General features: G+C 54.3%; 27 protein-coding genes and 1 tRNA gene. 19 read left to right on the top strand and 9 right to left on the bottom strand.

Going from position 1 to position 24,720, the window contains the following annotated elements:
- The first annotated feature begins 79 nt into the window (after positions 1-79).
- Entirely contained in the window at positions 80-892 is an 813-nt protein-coding gene (gene xthA / locus IBX51_RS01805) for an exodeoxyribonuclease III (protein ID WP_291828088.1), read from the top strand.
- Positions 893-910: 18 nt separating this feature from the next.
- A complete protein-coding gene (locus IBX51_RS01800) occupies positions 911-1,540 on the top strand; it encodes a TetR/AcrR family transcriptional regulator (RefSeq protein ID WP_291828086.1) in 630 nt (209 codons plus the stop codon).
- Between the two features lie 3 nt (positions 1,541-1,543).
- Here the strand turns inward: IBX51_RS01800 and IBX51_RS01795 are convergent, their stop codons facing one another.
- Positions 1,544-1,963: a phasin family protein gene (locus tag IBX51_RS01795; RefSeq protein WP_291828084.1), complete on the bottom strand. Its 420-nt coding sequence runs from the start codon at positions 1,961-1,963 to the stop codon at positions 1,544-1,546.
- A 352-nt stretch (positions 1,964-2,315) separates the two neighbouring features.
- Between IBX51_RS01795 and IBX51_RS01790 the strand changes: the two genes are divergently transcribed.
- The 7 genes from IBX51_RS01790 to IBX51_RS01760 all read left to right on the top strand — a co-directional run bounded on the left by IBX51_RS01790 (position 2,316) and on the right by IBX51_RS01760 (position 7,244).
- The gene (locus tag IBX51_RS01790) at positions 2,316-2,753 is read left to right on the top strand and encodes a YeeE/YedE family protein (RefSeq protein ID WP_291828082.1); all 438 of its coding nucleotides are present in this window, start codon (positions 2,316-2,318) and stop codon (positions 2,751-2,753) included.
- Positions 2,754-2,757: 4 nt separating this feature from the next.
- On the top strand, positions 2,758-3,189 hold the full coding sequence (locus tag IBX51_RS01785; RefSeq protein WP_291828080.1) for a DUF6691 family protein: 432 nt from the start codon (positions 2,758-2,760) through the stop codon (positions 3,187-3,189).
- Between the two features lie 88 nt (positions 3,190-3,277).
- Positions 3,278-3,706, top strand: a complete 429-nt coding sequence (locus IBX51_RS01780) for a TIGR01244 family sulfur transferase (protein ID WP_291828077.1) — start codon at positions 3,278-3,280, stop codon at positions 3,704-3,706.
- A gap of 24 nt (positions 3,707-3,730) precedes the next feature.
- A complete protein-coding gene (gene hemH, locus IBX51_RS01775; protein ID WP_291828075.1) occupies positions 3,731-4,843 on the top strand; it encodes a ferrochelatase in 1,113 nt (370 codons plus the stop codon).
- 15 nt (positions 4,844-4,858) lie between these two features.
- Positions 4,859-5,596: a 5-oxoprolinase subunit PxpA gene (locus IBX51_RS01770; RefSeq protein WP_291828073.1), complete on the top strand. Its 738-nt coding sequence runs from the start codon at positions 4,859-4,861 to the stop codon at positions 5,594-5,596.
- Positions 5,596-6,294, top strand: coding sequence for a 5-oxoprolinase subunit PxpB (gene pxpB / locus IBX51_RS01765; protein ID WP_291828070.1), 699 nt, complete (start codon positions 5,596-5,598; stop codon positions 6,292-6,294). Before IBX51_RS01770 ends, pxpB begins: the two co-directional genes overlap by 1 nt.
- Positions 6,291-7,244, top strand: a complete 954-nt coding sequence (locus IBX51_RS01760; RefSeq protein ID WP_291828067.1) for a biotin-dependent carboxyltransferase family protein — start codon at positions 6,291-6,293, stop codon at positions 7,242-7,244. The genes pxpB and IBX51_RS01760 overlap by 4 nt, the downstream gene beginning before the upstream one ends.
- A 299-nt stretch (positions 7,245-7,543) precedes the next feature.
- Here IBX51_RS01760 and IBX51_RS01755 read toward each other — a convergent pair.
- Positions 7,544-7,634: transfer RNA gene (locus IBX51_RS01755), tRNA-Ser, on the bottom strand.
- Between the two features lie 308 nt (positions 7,635-7,942).
- Here IBX51_RS01755 and IBX51_RS01750 point away from each other — a divergent pair.
- The 5 genes from IBX51_RS01750 to IBX51_RS01730 all read left to right on the top strand — a co-directional run bounded on the left by IBX51_RS01750 (position 7,943) and on the right by IBX51_RS01730 (position 10,159).
- Positions 7,943-8,665 (top strand): Bax inhibitor-1/YccA family protein, encoded by a 723-nt coding sequence (locus tag IBX51_RS01750; RefSeq protein ID WP_291828065.1) that lies wholly within the window; start codon positions 7,943-7,945, stop codon positions 8,663-8,665.
- Positions 8,666-8,768: 103 nt separating this feature from the next.
- Positions 8,769-9,179, top strand: a complete 411-nt coding sequence (tusD, locus tag IBX51_RS01745) for a sulfurtransferase complex subunit TusD (protein ID WP_291828062.1) — start codon at positions 8,769-8,771, stop codon at positions 9,177-9,179.
- 1 nt (position 9,180) lies between these two features.
- Positions 9,181-9,531, top strand: a complete 351-nt coding sequence (locus IBX51_RS01740; RefSeq protein ID WP_291828057.1) for a DsrE family protein — start codon at positions 9,181-9,183, stop codon at positions 9,529-9,531.
- A gap of 12 nt (positions 9,532-9,543) precedes the next feature.
- Positions 9,544-9,834 carry a sulfurtransferase complex subunit TusB gene (gene tusB, locus IBX51_RS01735; protein ID WP_291828054.1) on the top strand — a complete coding sequence of 97 codons (291 nt, stop codon included), beginning with the start codon at positions 9,544-9,546 and terminating at the stop codon, positions 9,832-9,834.
- Between the two features lie 4 nt (positions 9,835-9,838).
- Positions 9,839-10,159 carry a TusE/DsrC/DsvC family sulfur relay protein gene (locus IBX51_RS01730; RefSeq protein WP_291828052.1) on the top strand — a complete coding sequence of 107 codons (321 nt, stop codon included), beginning with the start codon at positions 9,839-9,841 and terminating at the stop codon, positions 10,157-10,159.
- Here the strand turns inward: IBX51_RS01730 and IBX51_RS01725 are convergent, their stop codons facing one another.
- The 3 genes from IBX51_RS01725 to nfuA all read right to left on the bottom strand — a co-directional run bounded on the left by IBX51_RS01725 (position 10,160) and on the right by nfuA (position 12,562).
- Entirely contained in the window at positions 10,160-10,528 is a 369-nt protein-coding gene (locus tag IBX51_RS01725) for a hypothetical protein (protein WP_291828202.1), read from the bottom strand.
- Between the two features lie 16 nt (positions 10,529-10,544).
- Positions 10,545-11,726 (bottom strand): hypothetical protein, encoded by a 1,182-nt coding sequence (locus IBX51_RS01720; protein WP_291828049.1) that lies wholly within the window; start codon positions 11,724-11,726, stop codon positions 10,545-10,547.
- Positions 11,727-11,974: 248 nt separating this feature from the next.
- A complete protein-coding gene (gene nfuA / locus IBX51_RS01715; protein WP_291828047.1) occupies positions 11,975-12,562 on the bottom strand; it encodes a Fe-S biogenesis protein NfuA in 588 nt (195 codons plus the stop codon).
- Between the two features lie 241 nt (positions 12,563-12,803).
- Here nfuA and metH point away from each other — a divergent pair, with 241 nt between their 5' ends.
- The 4 genes from metH (at position 12,804) to IBX51_RS01695 (ending at position 19,270) form a co-directional block, all read left to right on the top strand.
- On the top strand, positions 12,804-16,502 hold the full coding sequence (metH, locus tag IBX51_RS01710; RefSeq protein WP_291828044.1) for a methionine synthase: 3,699 nt from the start codon (positions 12,804-12,806) through the stop codon (positions 16,500-16,502).
- Positions 16,503-16,517: 15 nt separating this feature from the next.
- On the top strand, positions 16,518-16,757 hold the full coding sequence (locus IBX51_RS01705; protein WP_291828041.1) for a DUF2970 domain-containing protein: 240 nt from the start codon (positions 16,518-16,520) through the stop codon (positions 16,755-16,757).
- A gap of 361 nt (positions 16,758-17,118) precedes the next feature.
- Positions 17,119-18,771 carry a nitrite/sulfite reductase gene (locus IBX51_RS01700; RefSeq protein WP_291828038.1) on the top strand — a complete coding sequence of 551 codons (1,653 nt, stop codon included), beginning with the start codon at positions 17,119-17,121 and terminating at the stop codon, positions 18,769-18,771.
- Positions 18,764-19,270: a DUF934 domain-containing protein gene (locus IBX51_RS01695; RefSeq protein ID WP_291828036.1), complete on the top strand. Its 507-nt coding sequence runs from the start codon at positions 18,764-18,766 to the stop codon at positions 19,268-19,270. Before IBX51_RS01700 ends, IBX51_RS01695 begins: the two co-directional genes overlap by 8 nt.
- An 89-nt stretch (positions 19,271-19,359) precedes the next feature.
- Here IBX51_RS01695 and IBX51_RS01690 read toward each other — a convergent pair whose 3' ends face one another.
- Positions 19,360-20,361, bottom strand: coding sequence for a YhdH/YhfP family quinone oxidoreductase (locus tag IBX51_RS01690; protein WP_291828034.1), 1,002 nt, complete (start codon positions 20,359-20,361; stop codon positions 19,360-19,362).
- 21 nt (positions 20,362-20,382) lie between these two features.
- The gene (gene sohB / locus IBX51_RS01685; protein ID WP_291828031.1) at positions 20,383-21,444 is read right to left on the bottom strand and encodes a protease SohB; all 1,062 of its coding nucleotides are present in this window, start codon (positions 21,442-21,444) and stop codon (positions 20,383-20,385) included.
- Between the two features lie 228 nt (positions 21,445-21,672).
- On the opposite strand from sohB, the gene IBX51_RS01680 reads away from it, so the two are divergent.
- Entirely contained in the window at positions 21,673-21,987 is a 315-nt protein-coding gene (locus IBX51_RS01680; protein ID WP_291828028.1) for an SCP2 sterol-binding domain-containing protein, read from the top strand.
- A gap of 69 nt (positions 21,988-22,056) precedes the next feature.
- Here IBX51_RS01680 and IBX51_RS01675 read toward each other — a convergent pair whose 3' ends face one another.
- Together IBX51_RS01675 and dnaQ are read right to left on the bottom strand one after the other, a co-directional pair.
- On the bottom strand, positions 22,057-23,763 hold the full coding sequence (locus IBX51_RS01675; protein ID WP_291828025.1) for a chemotaxis protein: 1,707 nt from the start codon (positions 23,761-23,763) through the stop codon (positions 22,057-22,059).
- A gap of 220 nt (positions 23,764-23,983) precedes the next feature.
- Complete coding sequence (dnaQ, locus tag IBX51_RS01670; RefSeq protein WP_291828022.1) at positions 23,984-24,685, bottom strand: DNA polymerase III subunit epsilon; 702 nt, start codon at positions 24,683-24,685, stop codon at positions 23,984-23,986.
- Between the last annotated feature and the right edge of the window lie 35 nt (positions 24,686-24,720).

Raw genomic sequence — 24,720 nt, 5'->3', positions numbered from 1 at the left:
ATTTGGCAAAGCTGCCAAACCGTACCTTCGCTACTGTGTGTTAAACTCCGGAACACATTGATCCGGAGACCCTGCCCCCATGATGTTCGTGTCGTTTAACGTCAACAGTATTCGCACCCGACTGCACCAGCTTGAAGCCGTTATCGATCAACTGAATCCGGATATCATCGGGCTCCAGGAAACCAAAGTCACTGACGAAGACTTCCCTGTAGACGCCATACGAGAGCTCGGCTACCACGTGCATTTCCATGGCCAGAAAACCCACTACGGCGTTGCCCTGCTATCCAGAGCCAAGCCGGACTACGTTTGCAAAGGCTACGCAACGGATGATGAAAACGCCCAGCGGCGCCTGATCACCGGGCAGTTTACAGTCAATGGTGAACCCCTGACCGTGATCAATGGCTACTTTCCTCAAGGCGAAAGCCGAGACCACCCAGTGAAGTTTCCGGCCAAACAGAAATTCTATCAAGACCTTATCAGCTACCTGGACGAGCTGTCCGAACAGCCAGGTCACGTCGTGCTTATGGGAGACATGAACATCTCCCCCACCGATAAGGACATTGGCATCGGAGCTGATAATGCCAAACGATGGCTGCGCAGCGGTAAGTGCAGTTTTTTGCCGGAAGAGCGGGAATGGCTTGCTCAGGTAGAGCAACGCGGCTACACCGATGTTTTTCGCCACCTCTATCCGGACGACGACAACACCTACAGTTGGTTTGACTACCGTAGCAAAGGCTTTGAGCGTGAACCAAAACGTGGTTTGCGCATCGATCTCATCATGGCGAGTGAAGGTTTACTGGCTAACGCGTCTGAGGCGGGGGTGAGCTACGATATCCGAGCCATGGAAAGGCCATCCGATCATTGCCCGGTATGGGCTCGCTTTAATCTTTGACCAACTGGCCGGGCAACGATGAAAAAAATTAAAACCAGGGACAGGATTCTCGGCACCAGCCTTCAGCTTTTTAACAGTCTGGGCGAGCCCAACGTGACCACTCTGCTGATATCCGATGAACTCGACATCAGCCCGGGCAACCTCTACTACCATTTCAAAAGCAAAAGCGACATCGTTGACGAGCTTTTTGAAAGCTATGAAGCAGAACTTCTGGACTTGTTGGCGGTACCCGAAGATGCAGAGATTTCACTGGACCAGTTCAGCTTTTTTCTCCATCTGTTGTTTGAAGCGGTAGCGCGCTACCGCTTTATGTACCAGGATTTGGTTAACGTGCTCTCCCGGCACAGTCAATTGCAAGTGCGCTTCCGTCGTCTTCTGAAAAAGAAGAAAACGGCGTTCATGGTTTTATGTGAAAGTTTCAGGCATCAGGGTCTGATGGCCATCAGCGAAGACGAACTGCGATCACTGTGCGAACAGCTCACCCTCACCGCGTGTTACTGGAGCAGCTTTGATACGTTATCCCATCTCGATGACCGGAATTCGGTCGATCCGGGAAAGGGCGTGTACCAGATGTTGCACTTGATTCTGCCTTACCTGGCGGAAGAAGAGCAGCAAGAGATCCGCTTAACCAGTCGCAGCTATTTATAAACGCTACTCTTCTTCATCATGGATCGGTGCATCACCCCGCAAGCGAACAAGTTCACTCTCAAGCGCTTCAATGCGATGCTCCAGGGATTCGATTTCTTCACGCCGGTGAATGCCCAACCGCCTCAAGGCGCCAGACACACGCTGGTCGAACATATGTTCAAGCCGGTCCCAGGTTCCCGTGGCCCGTTCCTTAACCTCGCCAACCCGGTCTTCAACCGTTCGAATCTGCTTCTCTACCACACCGCGGGTGCGGGATTCGAGTTGCTCTCCTTCCTGAACCAGTCGATCAAACAGTTTGCCTGTGTCTTCCTCAGCCTTGGTAAAAGCGCCAAGACCGGCCAACCAGATTTGTCGGGCAGAGTCTTTAATCTTACCCGCCAATTGCGGATCATTCTCTGGTTGTTTATCGTCGCTGTCAGACATGAACACCTCTTGGCAACAAAGCGGGAAACTTCGATTCCCATTATATTACAGCCACACCGGGATTTCAGTGCCCCTGATCACCCCGCTGAAAACCGCATAGGGAAAGGGCGCAGTATAAACGCTGATGGTATATGAAAAAATGTTTTCAAACGAAAGCCGCTCTCACTTGAACTGTCCAAATTATGGGCAATACTTCCTGATACCGGCATCCCCGTTGATGTCGGTTTGTCTGGAAGTCTTTCATGGATACTACTCGCACGCCTCTGCCCGGCATCCCTTGCCGGGCTTTTTTTGATATTATCACACCTGCTTATAAGCTTATTCCTCGTGTTACATCCTATGGAGACTGCAAATGATTGATATCGCATGGAGTCAGTTCACTCCCGGTACCGCCTTGGCCGGCGGCATTCTCATTGGCCTGGCTGCCGCCAGTTTTCTCTTACTGAACGGTCGTATAGCCGGGATAAGCGGCATTCTTGGCGGCCTGCTCACCCCAACAAAACACGATATCATCTGGCGCGTGGCCTTCCTCGCGGGTTTGATTGGTGCTCCAGCAATATGGATGCTAATGGCAGAGCTGCCGCCTATTGAAATTAATGCTGGCTACCCTGCCCTGATCATCGCCGGTTTGCTGGTGGGCATCGGCACACGCTATGCCTCGGGCTGCACCAGTGGCCACGGTGTCTGTGGTTTATCTCGCCTGTCTTTACGCTCTTTGGTCGCTACATTGAGTTTTATGGCGGCGGGCTTTGTTTCCGTCTTCGTTATCCGCCACCTGATCGGAGCCTGATACCATGAAATATTCCCTTGCATCCTTATTCGCCGGCCTGCTGTTTGGCTTTGGCCTGATCGTTTCTGGCATGGCCAATCCCGAGAAAGTGCTTGGTTTTCTGGACATCGCCGGCCTGTGGGACCCGTCCCTTGCCTTTGTCATGGGCGGTGCCATCCTGGTTGGCGTGTTTGCGTTTGCGCTGGCTCGCAAGCGAACCTTGTCGTTTCTTGGTTTCGAGATGAAACTGCCCACCAATAACCGGATTGAAAAGCGCCTGGTGATTGGTAGTTTGATGTTTGGTATCGGCTGGGGCATCGCAGGGTTCTGCCCAGGACCGGGACTGGTCGCGTTGGGCGCCGGAGAATTCAAGGCGGTGGTGTTTGTTGGCTCCATGGTTGCGGGTATGATTCTTTTTGAAGCCATCGAGCGCAAAAAGGCCGCTTCCGCCGCGTGAGCCTCTAAACGCCGTCATGTTTAACACGTCGCGGTTACACTTTGCCCGGGCCTGCGGGCCCGGCACCTGAATTAATCGGAGTCACTCAGTGGATATCAGAAAGATCGATGACAGTATTTCCGTCGCCCCGCAGATCAGTATCGAGGATGTGGCAGACATCGCGCGCCTGGGTTTCAAAACCCTGGTTGCCAACCGGCCAGACCGGGAAGAACCAGGGCAGCCCTCCATGGCCGATATCGAGGCCGCTGCAACAGAGCACGGTCTGACCTGGGTATACCTGCCCGTAGAATCCGGCAACATCACCGACGCTGACGTTGACGACTTTAGTGCAATGATCCACGACGCCGCCAAGCCCGTATTCGCCTTCTGCCGCTCAGGTACCCGCTGCACCGTATTATGGTCCTTGAGCAGCGCCCGCGAGCAAGAACCACAACAGATACTGTCTAAAGCCCAGCAGGCGGGTTATGACATCACTGGGCTCATACCGCGCCTTATGCAACAAGCCAGCAAGCGCTAATCTCTCAACCACCGGATTGTTTTCATGCCCTACAACGGAACCGATAACTTCAGCCATAGCCAGCCCGAACGCCTGGGCATTCTGGTCACCAACTTGGGCACACCCGATGCGCCAACCCCATCGGCACTGCGCCGCTACCTGGCTGAATTTTTGTGGGATCCACGGGTAGTAGAAGTGCCTCGCCCAATCTGGTGGCTGATCCTGCACGGCGTTATTCTTAGAATTCGCCCCAAAAAGAGCGCTGCCGCCTACGCCAGCGTCTGGCAGCCCGAAGGCTCACCACTGCTCATTCACACCGCTAAACAGGCGGAGGGCATTCGCGAGGCTCTCAAAGCCAAATACGGAAGCAATGTGGTGGTTGGCTTTGCCATGCGCTACGGCAATCCCTCGATTGCAAGGGTGCTGGATGAAATGCAGGATCAAGGCGTTCGCAAGTTACTGGTTTTGCCCTTGTACCCTCATTATTCCGCCTCCACAACCGCATCCACCTTCGACGCCATCTCAAACGACTTTGCCCAGCGCCGCTGGCTGCCTGATTTTCGGTTTATCTCCCATTACCATGACTATCCGGCTTACATCGAGGCTATGGCGCAGCACATCGAAGCACACTGGGCCAACCACGGTCGTCATGAAAAACTGGTGCTTTCCTATCACGGTGTCCCACTAAAATATCTGTTGAAAGGTGACCCCTACCATTGCGAGTGCCACAAGACATCAAGGCTCCTGGCAGAACGCCTCGGGCTTGGACCAGACGACTATATGACCACCTTCCAGTCTCGCTTTGGCCGAGAGGAATGGTTGCAGCCCTACACGGACAAAACCTTGAAGTCTTTGCCCGGTGACGGCGTAAAGTCCATCGATGTGTTCTGCCCTGGTTTTTCTTCAGACTGCCTTGAAACCATTGAGGAAATCAACGAAGAAAACCGGGAATACTTTATCGAATCCGGAGGCGAAGCCTTTGGCTATATTCCATGCCTGAATGCAACACCCGGTCACATCGAAGCCTTGGTGCAGCTGGTTGAAGACAACCTGCAAGGCTGGGCGATACCGAAGAACGACGCGGACGAGCTTACAGCCAGAGCGCAGTGCGCCGAAGCACGAAAAAAGGCAACTTTCCCTGGCCGGACCGACATCTGAGGGGCTTTAGGCGGCATGAAACTGAACTGCGATCTGGGTGAAAGTTACGGCGCCTGGCAGATGGGCCAGGACGATCAGGTCATGCCGCTGATTGATATGGCCAATGTGGCCTGCGGCTTTCACGCCGCAGACCCTATGGTTATACGCCAGACGCTTGCTTTGGCGGCCCAACACCACGTAGAGGTCGGCGCTCACCCCTCCTACCACGACCTTCCAGGGTTCGGTCGTCGCTCTATTACCCACACACCAGAGGAAATTGAAGCGCTTCTGCTCTATCAACTGGGAGCTCTGGAGGGTATGTGCCGGAAAGAAGGGTTAACCCTGCGCTACGTGAAACCCCATGGTGCCCTGAATAACGACATGATGCGGGACAAAGATCTGCTGCGCGCCGTGATGGTCGCAACCCGAACCTTCCGGTCGGACCTGCCCTTGATGATCCCGGTTACACGGCATTACAGAGACCATCAGCAGTTGGCTGCAGACGCTGGAATACCTCTACTGCTGGAAGCCTTTGCGGACCGCGCCTACGATGACGATGGCCAGCTGGTTTCCAGGCGCGAGGCCGGTGCGGTGCACGAAGACCCGGAAATCATTGTCCGCCAGGCCCGGTCCTTTGCTGAACAAGGGGGCATATACAGTGCCACCGGTAACTGGCTTGAGCTACCCGCAGACAGCCTGTGTGTTCATGGCGACAACGCCGCAGCACTAGCGGCCATTAAAGCAATCCGTCGGGCCTTTGGTAACGCTGGATAATGATCGAACCGGTGTCGGAAGATGCAGTACTGATCACTCTGGCGGAAGCCATCGACGACACCTTGCCCGCCCGGATTGCCAGGCTCAGCCAATCCCTTCGTGACGCAAAGCTTCCCTGGTTACAAGACCTCATCCCCTCTTACGCCACCTTGCTCGTGGTCTACGATCCCATGTTAGCGGATTTTCGAGACGTAACCTCCAGGCTCAAAACCATCATGAGCACTGAAGACTTCCAAACCGACATCAAGCAGCCGCCAACTGGCAAGCTTGTTGAACTTCCGGTCTATTACAGCATCGAATCAGGGCCAGATCTTGCGTGGTTAGCCGCAGAGACTGGCCTGGATATGCTGGATATTATTCGTCGTCATACCGCGATCGAGTATCGGGTTCACGCCCTGGGATTTGCGCCCGGCTTTGCCTTTATGGGCGAAGTGGACCCTGCGATTGCAAAACCTCGCAAGCAAACACCGCGCAAACAGGTACCCGCCGGCAGTGTCGGGATTGCAAACCGACAAACGGCGGTCTATCCGCAAGCATCTCCCGGCGGCTGGCAAATTATTGGTTGTTGCCCCACCACTCTGTTTGATCCAGACACGCTATCGCTTCTCAGGGTTGGCGATCGGGTCCGCTTTTGTGCCATTAGCCGGCAAGATTTTCTGGCCGCCGGGGGCAAGCTGACCGAGACACGATTACCATGAGCTGGCTGGAGGTCATCAGGCCAGGCGTGCTCAGCAGTGTCCAGGATTCTGGGCGACAGGGCTACCGACATCATGGCCTGGCTTGCGGCGGTGCCCTCGATGTACGCAGCTTTAGCTGGGCTAACAAATTACTCGACAACCCAAGAAACGCCGCCTGTCTGGAAATCGTACTGGGGGGCTTTCACGCGGTTACCAGGGGCAAGTTGCAGATCGCACTGACCGGCGCTGAAGCACCGGTTGCCGTTAATGGTCAACCGGTATCGATGTGGCAAACCCTGAACCTGAACGACGCCGATGAATTGACCATCGGCCATTCAGCAAGTCATCGATTGATCTATCTTGCGCTACCAGGTGGACTGGACGCACCCTTACACTTTGGCAGTCGATCCGTAGTAATCAGGGAGCGCATCGCCGGACTCGACCCGATCAGGGCCGGTGACAAACTCGCCGCTTTAAAATCAAATGATACACGGCCGGATCGCGTGGTGCCGATCGCGTGCCGTCCCGCGTTGTCTGCTGACATCCGTTTGCGGATTATTCCCGGCTATCAGTACCACCAGTTTGCGCGTTCCGACATATTGCGGCTCACTCACAGCGCTTATACCGTCAGTCATCAATCCGACCGGATGGGCTTTCGTTTGCAGGGGCCGGCAATGGATTCACCACCACCGGGAATACTCTCAGAGGGGATTGCGCAAGGCGCAGTGCAGGTTCCCGGCGACGGACAACCGATTGTTCTGCTTAATGACGGTCAAACGATTGGCGGGTACCCCAAGCCAGGAGTTGTTCCGAGCCTGGATTGCAGCGCTCTGGCCCAACAGCTACCCGGCACCCGAGTTCGTTTTGAGATCACGGATCTTGCTACCGCTCAAAATGAGCGTCGTTTGTTTGAGCGTCACTATCAGTGCACTCGCTGGCGTTCGTGCGGCCACTTACTCGAGTGGCTTTAACTTTTTGCTCATCCGACAGGTCAGGCACAGCTTGGCAGAATGTGCACTCTTCGTTATCCACCGCGGCACCTCCGGATTCGACATAACGCACCCGATGGCTGGCGTTGCCACGGTTAGCTGAGACAGCAAAACGGCGACTTTCGCGGTCGAGATCGGTTTTTGACTTTTGATTCTGGTCCATACCCCCACCTGCAGATAAAGAAACGGTTCAAACGCTAGTGTACGGGATGCCGTTAGGTAGTTTCTACGGAGAGAGGTGGTACTTGTGCGTAGCAGGCGTCTTGCAGAATGATAAAAAGTGGCGGTGGGCCAGGGATTCGAACCCCGGGACGGCTATTAACCGTCGGCGGTTTTCAAGACCGCTGCATTAAGCCACTCTGCCAGCCCACCGTCTTGTTGATAGAAGCTGCGATAGCGCCTATCCACTGCTGCCGTTGCGACAGCGGGGCAAATAATACCGGATTTGCTTATACTGTCAACGCCCTGAACAAAAAACATCGTAAATTCCGATGGTTCTGGTGGAGGCGCGAGCAATATTACGGGGGTTTAATGGAATCGAATCGGTGATTAACTGTCGTAATTGATTGAAAGTTGCGTATACAACACTATTATGGACCTCAGGTTTTAAAGGGAAGGAAGGAAACGCTAAAATTAAGGTGTTTCTTTACCCAGACGTTCGACTAACTCCGGAGATGAGAATGCAAAACAGACAGTATAACGTCCAGCAAAATCGAGGTGGCATCCAGATTGCCAAGGGTTCAGCGACCGCCGAAATCAGTGCGGAAGCGATGAAAGTGCTGAGAAGCACCTACATGCTGCTGGCCATGACCCTGCTGTTCAGTGCCGTAATGGCAGCAGTATCCATGAGCATCGGCATGAGCCGTGGCGCAAGCCTGGTGTGCAGTCTCGGTGCCTTGGCATTGATTTGGTTTGTGTTGCCACGTACCGCTAACAGCAGTGCCGGGATCGCTGTTGTCTTCGCCTTCACTGGCCTTCTGGGGCTGTCGCTCGGCCCGATCATGATGCACTACCTGCAGTTCTCTAACGGTGGCCAGATCGTTACCCAGGCACTCGGCGGAACAGCCGTTGTGTTTCTGGGCCTGTCCGGCTACGTATTGACCACCAAGAAAGACTTCAGCTTCATGCGCGGCATGCTGGTTGCAGGCCTGATGGTTGTTATCGTCGGCATGATTGGCGCGTTGGTTGCGAGCCTGTTCGGTGTAGAAGTCACCGCATTCAGCCTGGCGCTGAGCGCGGCGGTGGTGTTCCTGATGTCTGGCTTCATCCTTTACGATACCAGCCGTATCGTAAACGGTGGTGAAACCAACTACCTGATGGCAACGACCGGTCTGTACCTGAGCATTTACAACCTGTTTGTCAGCCTGATGCATTTGATTGGTGCCTTTACCGGCAACGACTGATCAACACAGGTTTTCACGCCTTCAGAAACCCCGGCCTTGGTCGGGGTTTCTGCTTTAGGTACACTCTGGTTCTTACTCCACTTGCGTATCCGGCTCTGGAATTATGTCAACATCGCTTTCCTACACTCTGGTGATCACCGGAGCACCCTGGTCATCCCAGGCTGCCCAGACCAGTCTGGCTTTTGCCCGCGCCGTCATTACCGCCGGCCACCGGCTGGATCGGGTATTTCTTTACGGTGACGGCGTTCATCTCGCCTCTGCCCTGAGCGCACCGCCTTCAGACGAACCACACTGGCCACAGCAGTGGTCCGAATTTCTGTCCGAACACCAGATTCCTGGCATAGCCTGCATTGCTTCCGCCCTGCGGCGCGGCCTGGTTGATGAGCGCGAGCAGGCGCGCTACGAGTTGTCTGCCCACAATTTGCGAGCACCGTTTCAGATTGCGGGTCTTGGTGAATGGGTAGACAGCACCCTGACGTCCGACCGGGTACTGTACTTTCATGGGAGCGCCTGAAATGACCACACTGATCGTGATCGACCAGGCACCCTATGGCACCTGGGTAGGCCGCGAGGCCCTCGACATGGCGTTTTCTCTGGCGGCGTTCGATCAACCCGCCGCGTTGTTGTTTATCGGGGCGGGAGTGGCCTGGCTACGCAGAGCGCAGAATGCGGCAGGTATAGGCCAAAAGACCCTGGAAAAAAACCTTTCCGCCGCACCGCTGTTTGGCATAGAGCAACTCTTTGCGGAACAAACGGCTTGCGAGCGGTTTTTACCAGACCCCGACAGCCGAGTTAAGGGGATAACAATGGCCGGGTCCGTCAATCACCTTCTTGAACAATACGACCATGTTGTTTTTGCCGGATAGGATATCGAGATTATGAGCCCTGCACTGCACCCTGGCACTCTTCACATCCTCAACAAAGCACCCGGGCACTCCCGATTTATCACCTGCCTGGCCAACTTGACCAACCAAGATACTCTTGTGCTAACCGAGAACGCCGTTCTGGCCGCATCTGACGCCGATACAAAGCTTCCCGAAGGCACCGTCGCCCTTGGTGCAGACATTGAAGCCAGAGGGCTCTCAGATGCCATGCCCGTTGAAAAACAGATTGATCATCAGCAGTTGGTAAGACTCACTGAGCAATACGCACGGATCATCAGTTGGTAACGCCATGACAAACACCCCTGCCCGCAACAATGAAGGCTTTCTGGAGGATGCTGGCCGCTGGACCCCAGAGATTGCCAACCTCATCGCCCAGGACGATGAGATATCTCTATCTGAAAAACACTGGGAAATCCTATGGTTCCTGAGGGATTTTTATGCAGAGCATGAGATGTCGCCACCCTCTAACCGGCTGTTTGTAAAAGCCATCAGAGAAGCCATGGGCGAAGAGAAAGGTAACAGCATCTACCTGATGCAATTATTCCCGGGCACGCCGGCCAAGACCGCCTGCCGGATTGCAGGGTTGCCCCGACCGACCAACTGCCTCTGATCAGGTATTTTCGCGATTGCGCGGTTTATCGCGGGTTTCGGGTTTGGATTTGTGAGGCTCAGCAGCGGCGCCCAGAAAGCTGCTGAGGCCATTTTCAAACAAGTTGGAGCCAAACTTTATAAACTGCTTGGTAGACTCTTTGGTGGCACCATCCCAGGCGTTTTGAGGCAGTTGCCGCACCGCATCGGCCACCCCTTTCTGAACACCCTGGGCAATTTTCGGCTCAACTTCGCCGGCCGCCTCAATCAACTCCTGGACTTTGGCCGCTAGCCACGGCCGAACCACCAGATACCAGAACGCAAACAAAACGGCCGCCACAGAGACAACCGTCAACACAACCTGAATGATCATCAAAGCCCATACCGGCATCACTTAACCTCTCTCGTTAACCACCCACCAGCGGCAACGCCAGTTGGTTCACGGCGACAAACTGGATCAAACCTGCAACAGCACCAAACAGCCCGCCCACAAACATAAGCTGCAGTTCTTCTTCACGAAACGCCGGCCTTAGAATGTCCTGAAACTCCTCCGGTCGGAGCGATTTCATTTGCCCCGCCAGCACGCTGGCCACCACCGGCGCACGCTCCCGATTAAACTCGGGGTCACTAAAGACATCCCGAGTTGCAAGCACGGCTTTCTGGTTCATCACTCGCTTTAGATCGGTATAGCCGGTCATGCCGACGGAAACCTGAGCTGCCAGCTTCATAACAATTGAGTTATCCAGCATCGGGCGCAGATGCTTTTGAATAATCGCCCGTGTTCTTGAGCCCTGCTGCCCGTTGATCATGGCGTCCGCAACCTTTTCAACGGTGATCAGCTCGCCTGCGACCAGTCGGGCCCAGGTGTCGCTGATCTGTTCCTGGCGGCGCAGAAACAAGCCCTGAACCCGCCAGAACAGAATTCTTCTGGGCCGCAAGGGCGCAAAAATAAGGTTAATGGCAACCCAGTTGGTAATAAAACCGATCGCAAAGCCGCCAACCGGTAACACCCAGGGCTGCGGATAGATCAGCCAAAGCGGCGCCAGGATCGCGCCCAGCACACCACCGATAATGGCACCACGATTAATAACCGACTGCAGTTCAACAGAGCCCGCCTCACGGAATATCCGGTTCATTAAATCCGGGTGGTTCTGGAGCTCTCGGCTCAATAGCGCCTTTAGGTCCACCAGCTCGTCAAGATCGTCACCGAAGTCTTCTACCAGCTCTTCAATTCGAGACGGCAGCTGCTGACGTGCCCACTGGTATATGCGCGCCCGGACAAACAACGGCAGATTATCCCAAAGCACCGGCTGGACTTCGTACATTACCTCATCGATGTACTCGTCCATGCGAGGCGAAACCTGAGCCAGCACTTGCTCCACAATGCGCTGCGGCTCGAGCCTCTGGTAAACCGAATTAAGATCACCGAACTGCTGCAGGGTCCGGTCAATACAGATATGGGCCATCTTCTCCGCTTTTCGCGGAATCACACCCTGCCAGCCGATCACACCAATACCGACGAATCGCACCGGGTGAAACGACATCTGTATCGCCAGCCAGTTGGTAAACCAACCGACAACGGCTGCCATAACCGGTACAGACAAGAGAGTAAAGTCCAGCAAGTGTTACCCCGAATTCAGTCCAGGTGACGTCAGTGCCGCTGAAGTCACTGTGTTTATGACGCGACGAACAGGTCGCGCATCGGCAAGGTTAATGCCATGAATAATGGGGGATTCCGAGAAACGGGACATTGGCCGCGCAGCCACGGCCGAAAGGCATCTGCGGCAGCCGCTGCCAGCCTGTAACGGCGGCAACGGCTTAACAGAACGTCAGGCAATTATTGGTAATAAGCGTTCTCTGTGTTGGAGTGATCGGTCACGTCCCGCACCGCTGTAATTTCTGGTACGCGTTCCATCAATGTTTTCTCAACGCCCTGCTTCAAGGTTAGACTCACCGCCGAACAACCCTGACAGCCACCGCCAAACCTCAGCACGGCGACCGACTCTTCAATTATCTCAACCAGCGACACATCACCACCGTGTGAAGCCAGATTTGGGTTGATCTCAGAAGCCAGAACGTACTTGACGCGTTCCGGCAGGGGCGCGTCATCGGCAACCTGAGGAACCTTGGCGTTCGGTGCTTTGATCGTAAGCTGGCCGCCCATCTGATCCTTCGAGTAGTCGACATAGGCATCTTCCAGAAACGGTACCGAACTGTGGTCCAGAAACAGGGTGAACTTTTCAAGATTCACTTGCTCATCCGTCGGAACCACTTCATTGGGAGGGCAGTATGCCAGGCACGTTTCCGCATTACGCGTGCCGGGCTGGGTTACAAAAATCCGTACGCCCATACCTTCGACATCCTGCTTTTCAATCAGTTGCGCAAGATAATCCCTTGCGGAATCAGTGACAGTTACCAAAGCCATGCTTCCCACCTGTTATCGAATGTGATCTCTATTTTAGGAGAGTTCGCGTGAACTTGAAAGACCAAGTAAAATAGTCGGGCATTAATCGGATAATGATTTGCACGTATGGTCGGCTGCACCGGCGCAGCGATCATCGATTGATATCGATCATCCGTATTAAGACGTGCTCGTACAATTTTGCTATGATCCTGCGCCGCCACAGTAAACACGACGTTTTTAATGACATCCGGAAGAAACCCCTATGATCGATCGCACTACCCGCCTGGAACAGCTGAATAAAGCCCTGAAAGAGCGCATCATTATTCTTGATGGCGGTATGGGTACCATGATCCAGAACCTGCAACTGGACGAAACCGCTTTCCGGGGCGATCGCTTCAAAGACTTTGAACGGGAGGTGCAAGGTAACAACGACCTGCTCAACCTTACCCAGCCAGCCTTGCTTCGCAACATCCATGCAGACTACCTGGATGCCGGCGCCGACATCATTGAAACCAACACCTTCAACTCGACACGTGTTTCGCAAGCGGATTACGGTCTGGAGGAACTTGCCCGGGAGTTGAACGTTGCCGCCGCCCGCCTGGCAAGGGAAATTGCCGACGAATTCACGGCCAAGAATCCGGACAAGCCCAGGTTTGTTGCGGGCGCAGTCGGGCCCACCTCAAGAACGGCGTCCATCTCACCGGATGTCAACAACCCCGGTTATCGTAACGTCGACTTTCAGACTCTGGTGGATAACTACTACGAGGCCGTGTCTGGCCTGGTAGAGGGTGGCTCTGACCTCATCTTGATCGAAACCATTTTCGATACCCTGAACGCCAAAGCGGCCATCTACGCCACCCAGCAGTATTTTGAGGACAGCGGAATCGAATTGCCGATCATGATTTCCGGCACCATTACCGACGCCTCCGGGCGAACCCTGTCTGGCCAGACCACCGAGGCATTCTACAATTCCATCGCCCACGCCAAACCTATATCCGTAGGCCTGAACTGCGCACTGGGTGCCGACGCGCTGCGCCCGTATGTTGAGGAGCTGTCAAACAAAGCTGAAACCTACGTTTCTGCGCATCCCAACGCGGGCCTGCCGAATGAATTCGGGGAATACGATCAAACCCCGGAAGAAATGGCCGACATCATCGAGGGCTTCGCCAAAGACGGCTTTCTCAACATCATCGGCGGTTGCTGTGGCTCTCGCCCCGATCATATTGAAGCCATTGCCAACGCTGTCGCCAAATACCCGCCACGGCAGATTCCTGAACGCCCTGAAGCATTGCGATTGTCGGGTCTGGAACCCTTTACCGGTGATGAAAACATGCTGTTCATCAACGTGGGTGAACGCACCAACGTTACTGGATCAAAACGGTTCCTGCGTCTGATTAAAGAAGAACAGTATGAAGAAGCCCTGAGCGTGGCTCGGGACCAGGTAGAGAATGGCGCGCAGATTATCGACATCAACATGGATGAGGGCATGCTGGATTCGAAGGACGTTATGGTGACGTTCCTCAATCTGGTCGGCTCAGAGCCGGATATCTCCCGGGTTCCGATCATGATCGATTCCTCCAAGTGGGAGGTCATCGAAGCCGGCTTGCGCTGCATTCAGGGCAAGGCCGTGGTGAATTCCATCAGCCTGAAAGAAGGCGAGGAAGAGTTCATCAAGCGGGCGAAATCCTGCATGCGCTACGGCGCCGCCGTGGTGGTTATGGCTTTCGATGAAGACGGTCAGGCCGACACCTACGCGCGCAAAACCGAGATCTGCAAACGCTCTTATGATGTGCTCATCAGCATCGGTTTCAATCCGGGCGACATCATTTTCGATCCCAACATATTTGCGATCGCAACGGGTATTGAAGAACACAACAACTACGCCGTGGATTTCATCAACGCTACTCGCTGGATCAAGGAAAACCTCCCTCACGCGTCTATTTCCGGCGGCGTCAGCAACGTTTCGTTCTCCTTCCGGGGTAACGACGCCGTGCGCGAAGCCATTCACTCGGTGTTCCTGTACCACGCCATCAAAGCGGGCATGAACATGGGTATCGTGAATCCCGGTCAGCTGGTGATTTACGATGAAATCGAGCCAGACCTCAAAGAGTTGGTCGAAGATGTTGTTCTGAATCGTCGCGACGATGGCACTGACCGCCTGCTCGAAGCCGCTGAGAAGTTCAAAGGTAAAGGTGGCAAGACTCAGGAAGAAGACCTGGCCTGGCGCGAGTGGCCTGTTGAAAAGCGCCTGCAACACGCTTTGGTAAAGGGCATCACCAACTACATCATTGAGGACACCGAAGCCTGCCGTCAAAACGCCAGCCGGCCGATCGAGGTTATCGAAGGGCCATTGATGGACGGTATGAACGTGGTCGGAGACCTGTTCGGCGATGGCAAAATGTTCCTTCCCCAGGTGGTCAAAAGTGCCCGGGTCATGAAACAGGCTGTCGCTTACCTGATCCCCTACATCGAGGCCGAAAAGACCGGCGAGCAACAAGCCAAGGGCAAGATCCTGATGGCCACGGTAAAAGGCGATGTCCACGACATTGGTAAAAACATCGTGGGCGTGGTGTTGCAGTGCAACAACTACGAAGTGATCGACCTGGGCGTTATGGTGCCCTGCGACAAAATCCTGGAAACCGCCAGGAAAGAAAACGTCGATATTATCGGTTTAAGCGGGCTGATTACTCCCTCCCTTGACGAGATGGTCCACGTCGCCCGGGAAATGCAGCGACTGGACTTCAATATTCCGTTGATGATTGGCGGTGCCACCACCTCTAAAGCTCACACGGCGGTGAAGATTGAGCCCCACTACAAGAACGACATGGCGCTGTACGTATCGGATGCGTCCCGGTGCGTCAACGTCGCTTCTCAGTTGCTCAGTAAAACCGCCAAACCGGCCCTCGTCGAGGCGGCTCGCACGGAATACGAAGAAATTCGCGAGCGCCGCAAAAACCGTGGTGTGCGAACCAAGCTGGTGTCGCTGAAAGAAGCCCGAGAACGCGCACCGGAGATCAATTTTGAAGGCTACAACCCACCCCGGCCGCAATTTACCGGTGTTCGGGTGTTTGAAGAGTATGACCTGAACGAACTGGTCGATTACATTGACTGGACGCCGTTCTTCATTTCCTGGGATATTTCCGGCAAGTATCCGGGCATTTTCGACGATCCGAAACGTGGAGACGCCGCCCGCACTCTGTTTGAGGATGGCCAGAAACTGCTCAAACAAATGATCGAAGAAAAACGCATCACCGCGCGTGGTGTCATCGGGTTCTGGCCTGCCAACCGCCGGGGCGATGACATTGTGGTTTACACCGACGATACCCGTACATCAGAGCTAACCACCCTGCATAGCCTGCGCCAGCAGGATGAAAAAGCCCCTGGCAAACGGATGATGGCACTGTCGGATTTTGTCGCGCCCGAGAATTCAGACAAAATCGATTACGTTGGCGGCTTTGCGGTCACCGCTGGTATTGGCGCCGAGGAATTTTCACTGGAGTTCAAAGACAAGCACGACGACTATAATGCCATCATGGTCAAAGCCCTCGCGGATCGTCTGGCAGAAGCGTTTGCGGAGCGCATGCACGAGCGGGTCCGGAAGGAATTCTGGGGTTATGCCACGGAAGAGCAAATGGCCAATGAAGATCTGATTAAAGAACGCTATCAGGGTATCCGTCCGGCACCTGGCTACCCCGCCTGCCCCGATCACACTGAAAAGGCAACACTGTTCAAGCTGCTTGAAGCCACCGGTAACATCGGCCTGGAGCTTACTGAAAGCTTCGCCATGTATCCGACGGCGGCGGTTTCAGGCTGGTATTTCGCCCACCCGGAATCCAAGTATTTTGCGGTTGGAATGATTGGCGTTGATCAGGTTGAGGACTATGCTGAGCGAAAGGGTATTTCCAAAGCCGAAGCAGAGCGGTGGCTGATGCCAAGTTTGGCTTACGATCCAGCAGAATAGATAAAGGCGTAGCGCATGAATGGTCTTTCAGAGAACAAGAATAACGAAAAGCGTAACAAGCCCGGCTCCCCGGGCGTATTGAAGATCATGCAAAGTATTCTTGCCGGCGCTCTCGGCGTGCAGTCCGAGAAGCGCCGTCAGGAAGACTTTTCAAACCACAGCCCCCTACCCTACATTGTCGCCGGACTACTGTTCGGTGCCGTCTTTGTTGGAGGGCTCATCCTGGTTGTGCAGATTGTGCTTTCTGGTCACTAGCCTACTGGCCAGCAACCCATACCACGGCAAAGGCAACCGCCAGCACTACAAGCAGTACGGCAGCAACGGCATCGGCCTGGCTGTCTGATTTGGCTGTCTTCTTCATAGCTTACCCTCGTTTATGGCTGGTTTTTATTGTTGAATACTCCGTCTTAATTAAAGCAGGAAATTGATTTTCGTCCAGTCCACGCTCGATCCGCCCACCGTCTGTACTTATCACCTGAATCGATAATGATATTTTGAAATAATCATTTTACGAATAAAAAGCCGGTGTTATCCTTCATAACAGGAATAAGGCCCATGGTATCTGAGGCCACCAATCAACAGGCACTTCTGAAGTCAGCAGGCAGGACGTTATCCTATGTACGTTTATGATGAACACGACCGGCAAATTGCCGAAGAGCGTGTTGCCCAGTTTCGTGATCAAACCGAACGCGCACTCTCTGGCGAGCTCTCGGAAGAAGAATTTCTTCCACTCCGCCTGCAAAACGGGCTCTATGTTCAGCGACTTGCACCTATGCTGCGAATCTGTGTGCCCTATGGCATGTTGCGTTCAGACCAGCTCAGACGCCTGGCCCGAATTACCCGGGATTACGATAAGGGCTATGCTCACTTCACTACCCGTACCAACATCCAGCTGAACTGGCCCAATCTGGAAGATGTGCCAGATATTCTGGCAGAACTGGCAGAAGTCGAAATGCACGCCAACCAGACCAGCGGCAACTGCATCAGGAACACCACCACTGACCAGTTCTCCGGCGTTCAGGCTGACGAAATCGCCGATCCACGCCCCTACTGCGAAATCATACGCCAGTGGTCTACCTTCCATCCGGAATTTGCGTTTTTACCGCGCAAGTTCAAAGTGGCGGTTAATGCCTCGGAACAAACAGACCGGGCGGCTATTCAGGTGCACGACATTGGTTTGCAGCTGGTTCGCAATGAGCAAGGCGAACTTGGCTTTCGAGTTCATGTGGGCGGCGGTCTTGGCCGCACACCGGTGGTGGGTCCGGTCATTCGGGAGTTTTTGCCAGAACTGGACCTTCTCACCTACCTTGAAGCCGTCTTGCGGGTCTATAACCGTTATGGTCGCCGTGACAACAAGTACAAGGCCCGCATCAAGATTCTGGTGAAGGCGCTAACGCCGGAGGGCTTTGCCGAGAAAGTCGAAGCCGAGTGGGCTCACATTCGCAACTCTCCAACGCGGTTGACACCTGAATCAATCAAAAAATTCCAGGGCTACTTCAGTGAGCCAGCCTATGACAACCTGGCAGACGCCACAGACGTGCTGGGCAAGCAACGATTTGAGAACCGGGAGTTCGACAAATGGTTGTCTCAGAACGTTAGCGCACACAAGAAATCCGGCTATGCCTGCGTCACGCTCACGCTCAAGAAAACCGGCACTCCGCCGGGCGATGTCACCGATTATCAGCTGGAACAGATTGCCGAGCTGGCCGATCAGTTCAGCTTTGGTGAAGCTCGCGCCACTCATGAGCAAAATGTTGTGCTTGCGGACGTGCGTCAGGATCAGTTGTTCGAGCTTTGGCAACGCATTGTTCCGTTAGGCTTTGGTACCGCCAACCTGAACACACTGACCGATATCATTTGCTGTCCGGGTGGTGATTTCTGCGCCTTGGCGAATGCCAAATCCATTCCAGTCGCAGAGGCCATTCAGCGCCGGTTCGACAATCTGGACTACCTGTATGATCTGGGCCCGATTGATCTGAACATTTCCGGTTGCATGAATGCCTGTGGTCATCACCACGTTGGTACCATCGGAGTGCTCGGTGTCGACAAGAAGGGCGAAGAGTTCTACCAAGTCAGCCTGGGTGGCGATTCGCACCACAATGCCACTATTGGCAAGATTCTTGGTCCTTCGTTCGCCCGGGATCAGATGCCGGATGTGATCGCAAAGCTCATTGATGTCTATGTCGATAAGCGTACTGAGGAAGAGACGTTCCTGGACACGTATCGTCGGATCGGTCTTCAGCCATTCAAGGAGCGGGTTTATGCCTGATGTTATTGCCGCTAACGGCACTGTTCGTAATGATAGTTGGGTACTGGTTGCGCGCCCGGCTGAGGGGGATTCTCTGGATATTCCGGCAGACCAGCCGGCGTTGATTCCAGCAGACTTGTGGCTGGCAGGCTATGAGCACTTTGCGGGTCGAGAGGATATCGGGGTTTGGTTTGATAGCCACAATGAGCCTGAGTTGCTGGCCGGCAAGGTGGACCAGTTACCGTTGATTGCCGTGAACTTTCCACGCTTTGTGGATGGTCGGGGTTACAGTATTGCCCGGCTGTTGCGAGAGCGGTTTGGCTATACCGGTGAGCTACGTGCGGTGGGTGATGTGCTGTTGGATCAACTGCAGTTTATGAAGCGCTGCGGGTTTGATTCTTATGTGCTTCGAGCTGACAAGGATAGTTCCAAAGCGGCCCAGTGTCTGAACTTCTTCAGTCAGGGCTATCAGGCGGCGACGGATACGGACCAGCCTTTATTTCGTCGTCGGGCTTCTTGATCTGAGCCTCACCCGTGTTCGCCAGGCTTCACTGCCTGGTGTACGAAGGGTGAGGACTTCTTTATTGGATTGTTGATGCTCCTGAAGTATCAGCTCTTCGCGTGATCCAGTACGATTTTTCCTGACGACTTCCCCTTCAGAAATGCCTTAAGGGCACTGTCCAGTTCGCTGCGGCTGATATCTTTTGCCGACGCTTCCGTGGTCGGGCACTTCCACTCGCCGGACAGCTTTTCCCAGACGGCCTCTTTGTCCGCCAGCGGGATTTCCACCGAGTCGACACCCAGTAAGTTAATGCCTCGAAGGATGAACGGCAGTACCGTGGTGTTCAGGGGTACACCCGCAACCAGACCACAGATGGACACGGAGCCGCCGGGCTGGATCTGTTTCAGGAGTTCGGCCAGGGGGGCGCCGCCGACGGTGTCGATGGCGTTGGCAAAGGTCGGCTTGAGCATGGGCTTTTTGTCTTCCGCCAGGGCGTCACGGCCCACGACTTCTTTGGCCCCGAGGGCTTTCAGCGACTCTGTGTGGTCGGCCTTTCCGCTGACAGCGACAACGTCGAAACCCAGGTTAGCCAGAATTTCAACGGCAACGCTACCAACAGCGCCGCTGGCGCCGGTGACGGCGACCTTGCCCTGCTCCGGTGTTGCTCCCATGGTGAGCAGTTTCTGCACACACAGGCCGGCGGTGAGGCCGGCGGTGCCATAGATCATGGCGGTTCGGCTGTCCCAGCCGTGGGGCATGGGCACGCACCAGGCCGCCGGTACCCGGATGTATTCACCAAAGCCGCCCGCGGTATTCATACCCAAATCGTACCCGGTGACAATAACCTGACTGCCTGGAGCCGGGCTTCCCGGGGTAGATTCGACCACTTCACCGGCGGCGTCAATGCCTGGGGTGTGGGGAAAAGAGCGGGTAACCCCTTTGTTGCCGGAGGCCGACAGGGCGTCTTTATAGTTCAGTGACGAATAACCGACTCTGATCAGAACGTCGCCCTCGGGCAAATCTGCAGTGCTAAGGGTCTGCTCCGAACCGTGGTAGTCACCGTTATGGTCTTCGACACGCCAGGCTTTAAATTCGGTGTTAGTTGTCATGATTATTCCCGTTTCTGTCGGCTACTGGATTTTTTGGTTACGGAACGCACTCAGCAGCTTCCATAACGTGTGCTCAAACGCTGCGCTGGTCGCCAGGCCAAGCTTCTCGGGCAAGGTACGTTTGCGCTGGAACGACACTGACACTACCTCACCGCGCTCGCAGGCTTCAATCAGATATTCGTCGGAGGTTTTGATCTCATCAATCAGATTGACATCCAATGCCCGCTTGCCAAACCAGATATCTCCGTTGGCAACAGCCTGAATATCAAGGCCCGGACGCCGTTCGCTGACGTACTCCTTGAACAGACCATGCGTGTCCTCAAGGTCTTCGAGGAATTTCTGGCGGCCTTTGTCGGTGTTCTCACCAAACACCGTCAGTGTACGCTTGTGTTCGCCGGCGGTGAGTACTTCAAAATCGACGCTGTTCTTTTGAAGAAACCGATGGAAGTTGGGGAGTTGAGCCACCACACCGATGGAGCCCAGAACCGCGAAGGGTGACGCAATGATCTTGTCGGCAACGCAGGCCATCATGTAACCGCCGCTGGCAGCCACTTTATCAACACAAGCGGTCAGTGGAATACCCTTGCTGCGAATGCGGTCTAACTGAGCAGACGCCAGGCCATAGGCGTGCACCAGCCCGCCACCGCTTTCAAGCCGAACAACAATTTCATCTTTGGCCGGATTGGCCACGCTGAGTACAGCCGACACTGATCGGCGCAGGGTGTCGGTATCACTCGCTTTAATGTCGCCGTCAAAATCGATGACGTAGATGCGGGATTTTGGTTCCTGGTCACTTTCACCGTGTTTTTCACTTTTGGCCGTCTTCTTCTCAGCCTTCGCTTCTTTCTTCTTTTGCTTTAACCAGGCCTTATGCTCAGCGTCCGACATGAGTTTGGATTGGATAGACTCTTTGAGTTTTCGGTATTGGTCGTTAAGTTTTCGGATTTTCAGCTCCCCTTCACCTTCGTGATCTTCCCGCTCACGTTGGGTTGCGGAGAAAATCACCGAGGCCAGGACGATGGCAGCCACCACGAAGGTCACCACTTTGGCGAGGAAAAGTCCGTATTCAATAAGAAATTCCAAAATGCAGTCTCCAGACGTCTTTGCAAAGACAAGAGTGTAACCCCTTGCAAGGGGTGTGATAAGTCAAAAAGAAATTAAAACAAGCGTTCGATCAAGCTTGACAGGGCAAGGTTCTGACCATAAAGTCGAATTGCGAGGTTGGCGCTTCCCGGGCTTTTACACAGGCTGCTGAAGCCAGGGTTCTGAAGCCGTCACCATGACAAGACAACCATCATAAAGGGTAAACTAATGTCAGTAGCTCAGGTATTTGAAAAGCTCGAACAGAATTTTAACGCAGATGCGGCTCAAGGCCTGGATCTGGTGTTCCAGTTCGACATCGAGGATGACTCAACCTACCACCTCGTGATCAAGGATGGCGCTTGCAAACTGCACGAAGGTGCCAACGACGATCCTTCTGTTACCCTGATCATGAACTCTGAAACCCTGCAGGGCATCGTATCAGGTGAAACCGACGGCATGCAGGCTTTCATGGCTGGTCAGCTGCGCGCTGAAGGCGACATGATGCTGGCTACCAAGCTGGGCGAACTGTTCAAGATGGGCTAACCCCCTGCTGAACATAAAAAAACCTGCGCATGCCGCAGGTTTTTTTATGACGTTGAAACGCGTCAGATCTTAAAGGCCTACATCACTCAGGGATGATTCAGCCAGATTCAACAGATCGCTATTGCGATCTTCACGTCGACCGATGCTTTCAATGTAATATTCCAGCGATGTCAGGGCGTCCGCCAACGCCTCAAGGACTTGCGATTCTGGTGCCTCGTTGGCGTCCAGCAGCTTGTCTTGGATGGACGTTGCAACACGCGCAATAACACTGGCCGCCTGAGGGTCGTTTACCATCTGCAGCCCGCCCCAGATACTTCTGAGAGTGCCCGGCAGGTTTGCGAGGTGAAGCTTGTCGAAATCTGATTCGATAAACGCGGTGATAGCGCGTTTAGCCAGGGTTAAGGCACTTCTTGCTTCTTCGGCAACCACCCAAACTGCTTCCTGAAGATAGACCGATTCGCTACGATTTCGATCGCTACCCGCCAGCGCGTCGGTTTCTGAGGTGATACCGCGAGTGACAATCTGCATAACGGCGTCTTCAACACCCAGCACGGAATCGGCCAGGCGATACAACTCTTCTTCGGCGGGCAGGCGTTTTTCTTCTTCCCACTGCCGCAGCCTTGCGGCTTCTTCCCGGGCTATTCCAGCCAATCGGTTCAGGTCAAGCATCACCAGCGTATTCGCCAACCGTTCCAGCGTGTCAGCAATAGAGGCCAATTCAGCCAGGTCAGGCTCAATCCCCCGCTCGATAATGTCGAGCTTGTCTTTAAGTTGATTGAGCTCTTCCTGCAACGCTTCCGCCAGCGACTTCAATACATCGGTACCCGGGCCATAAAGGCGCCTGGCATGGGCATCCAGCAGTGCGTCCGGAAACTCTGACGGTGCCAGGCGATACGCAGCCAACACTTTTGACACTTCCGGATTACCGGAGCCACTGGCGAACAGAAGGTGCACCAGATCTTTGATCAACGAATCAGGTGCATCCTTGGTGGTCGCAACCTTGCCGACGTAGACGAGTTCACGGGCATACTTCTCGATGCGCATCAATAAACGTTTACGAGCTTTGTTGAAGCCCATGGTCCGATCCAGCATGGCATCCGCAACAATCGCCAGCAAACACCACATCTGGCCCATTGGAGCACCCTGACAGAGCCGGGCGAAACCACGGGCAGATCTTGCCACGAGTTTTTTGCTGACAACGTCATTGCGCTCACGGAGTATACCCAACAGGGCAACCTGGAAGGTCAGGCGCATGCGCCGGGCAAGAATGTCATATTCCGCGTCACCGCCCTCAAGTGGCTGCAGGCGCAGATCACAGCAGAAGTCCGGGCGCTCTTTAACATCGACTTCAAAGAAGCAGGATTCAGGATAAGGTTTTTCACGGCGAGCTTCCCGTAAATCGTTGATCACCGGTAACAACAACTCCGGATGATCTTCTCTTTGCTGATGGTAGTACTCGACATAGCGTCGCAATATAAAGAGGGCACTGTTCAACGTGGTCAGCAGGATGTTTTTGTCATCGTTGGCACCAACCGGGACATCGTTAGCCAGGCTCACCGCTTCCTGGCACAGCAGGGTGCCGCCGCGAAGTTCAACCAGAGTGAAGATACCTCTCAACTGGTTGATGTAATCGACACAGTTTTGCAGGTCTTCCCCACTCTCACGGTTTTCCTGAAAGCGCTCAAGGCTGGACTCTGCCTGCTTGATGGTCTGTTCGATTTCACTTTTGACCAGATCAAACGACTGCGATTTCGTCGCAAGAGACGACTGCACCATAAACGCTTCCTGTTACTTTGCGGAGACTACCGCATCCTGTGTTGAAGGTGACCATGAGTTCGTCGGCCAGCTCGCTTGGCAAGGACCAAGCTCCGTTGCCGGCCGACTTTTTGTTCACGTAAAACTGGCGAACTTACCTTTACTTATAACACAAAACTCAAGTACCTCAAGAAAGCCCGACTGTAACAAATAGTACATCCTGACGTGGTTCTCATTCCGGTTACTGCAATTTGCCCCACAGCGTTGATCCTGCCCGCTTCTCCATTAACGCCAGAAATTCCTCATGAGCTTTGGCTTCCGATTCGCTTGCCCGAACAACCGTCAAGGCAGATCGTTGAGAGTCTATCCGCCGGATTCCGCCCGAACGACCATCGTCGCCCGCACTGGCGTCCAGCGACAACGCCGTTTGGCCACCGGTCATCAGCAAGTAGACATCGGCCAGTATCTCGGCATCCAGTAACGCGCCGTGCAAATCACGGTTACTGTTATCAACGCCATAGCGTTTGCACAGGGCATCCAGATTATTCTTCTGGCCCGGATGCTTGGCTCGCGCTATGGCCAGCGTATCGACTATACCGCAGTGTTCTGCGGTTTTTCGCTCCGGCTTCAAGCGAGCGAACTCAGAATCCATAAAGCCCACGTCGAAGGCCGCATTATGGATAACCAGCTCTGCGCCTTTAATGAATGCAAAGAACTCGTCGGCAACCTGTGCAAACTTGGGCTTGTCTGTCAGGAACTCATTGGTAATCCCGTGAACCGTAATGGCCTCGGCTTCAACCTCGCGTTCAGGATTAATGTAAACATGGTAATTGCGACCCGTGAGCTCCCGCTCAATCACTTCTACACAGCCGATTTCAATGATTCGGTGACCCTCTTTCGGATCGATGCCCGTGGTTTCCGTGTCCAGTACAATTTGTCTCATTGCCGCATGCTCTCAATTTCAGGCGGGTGTCAAAA

Source organism: Marinobacter sp. (assembly GCF_014859525.1).
GTDB lineage: Bacteria > Pseudomonadota > Gammaproteobacteria > Pseudomonadales > Oleiphilaceae > Marinobacter.
Note: the sequence above shows the minus strand (reverse complement) of the source record. Positions and strands in the feature narration are given on the sequence as shown.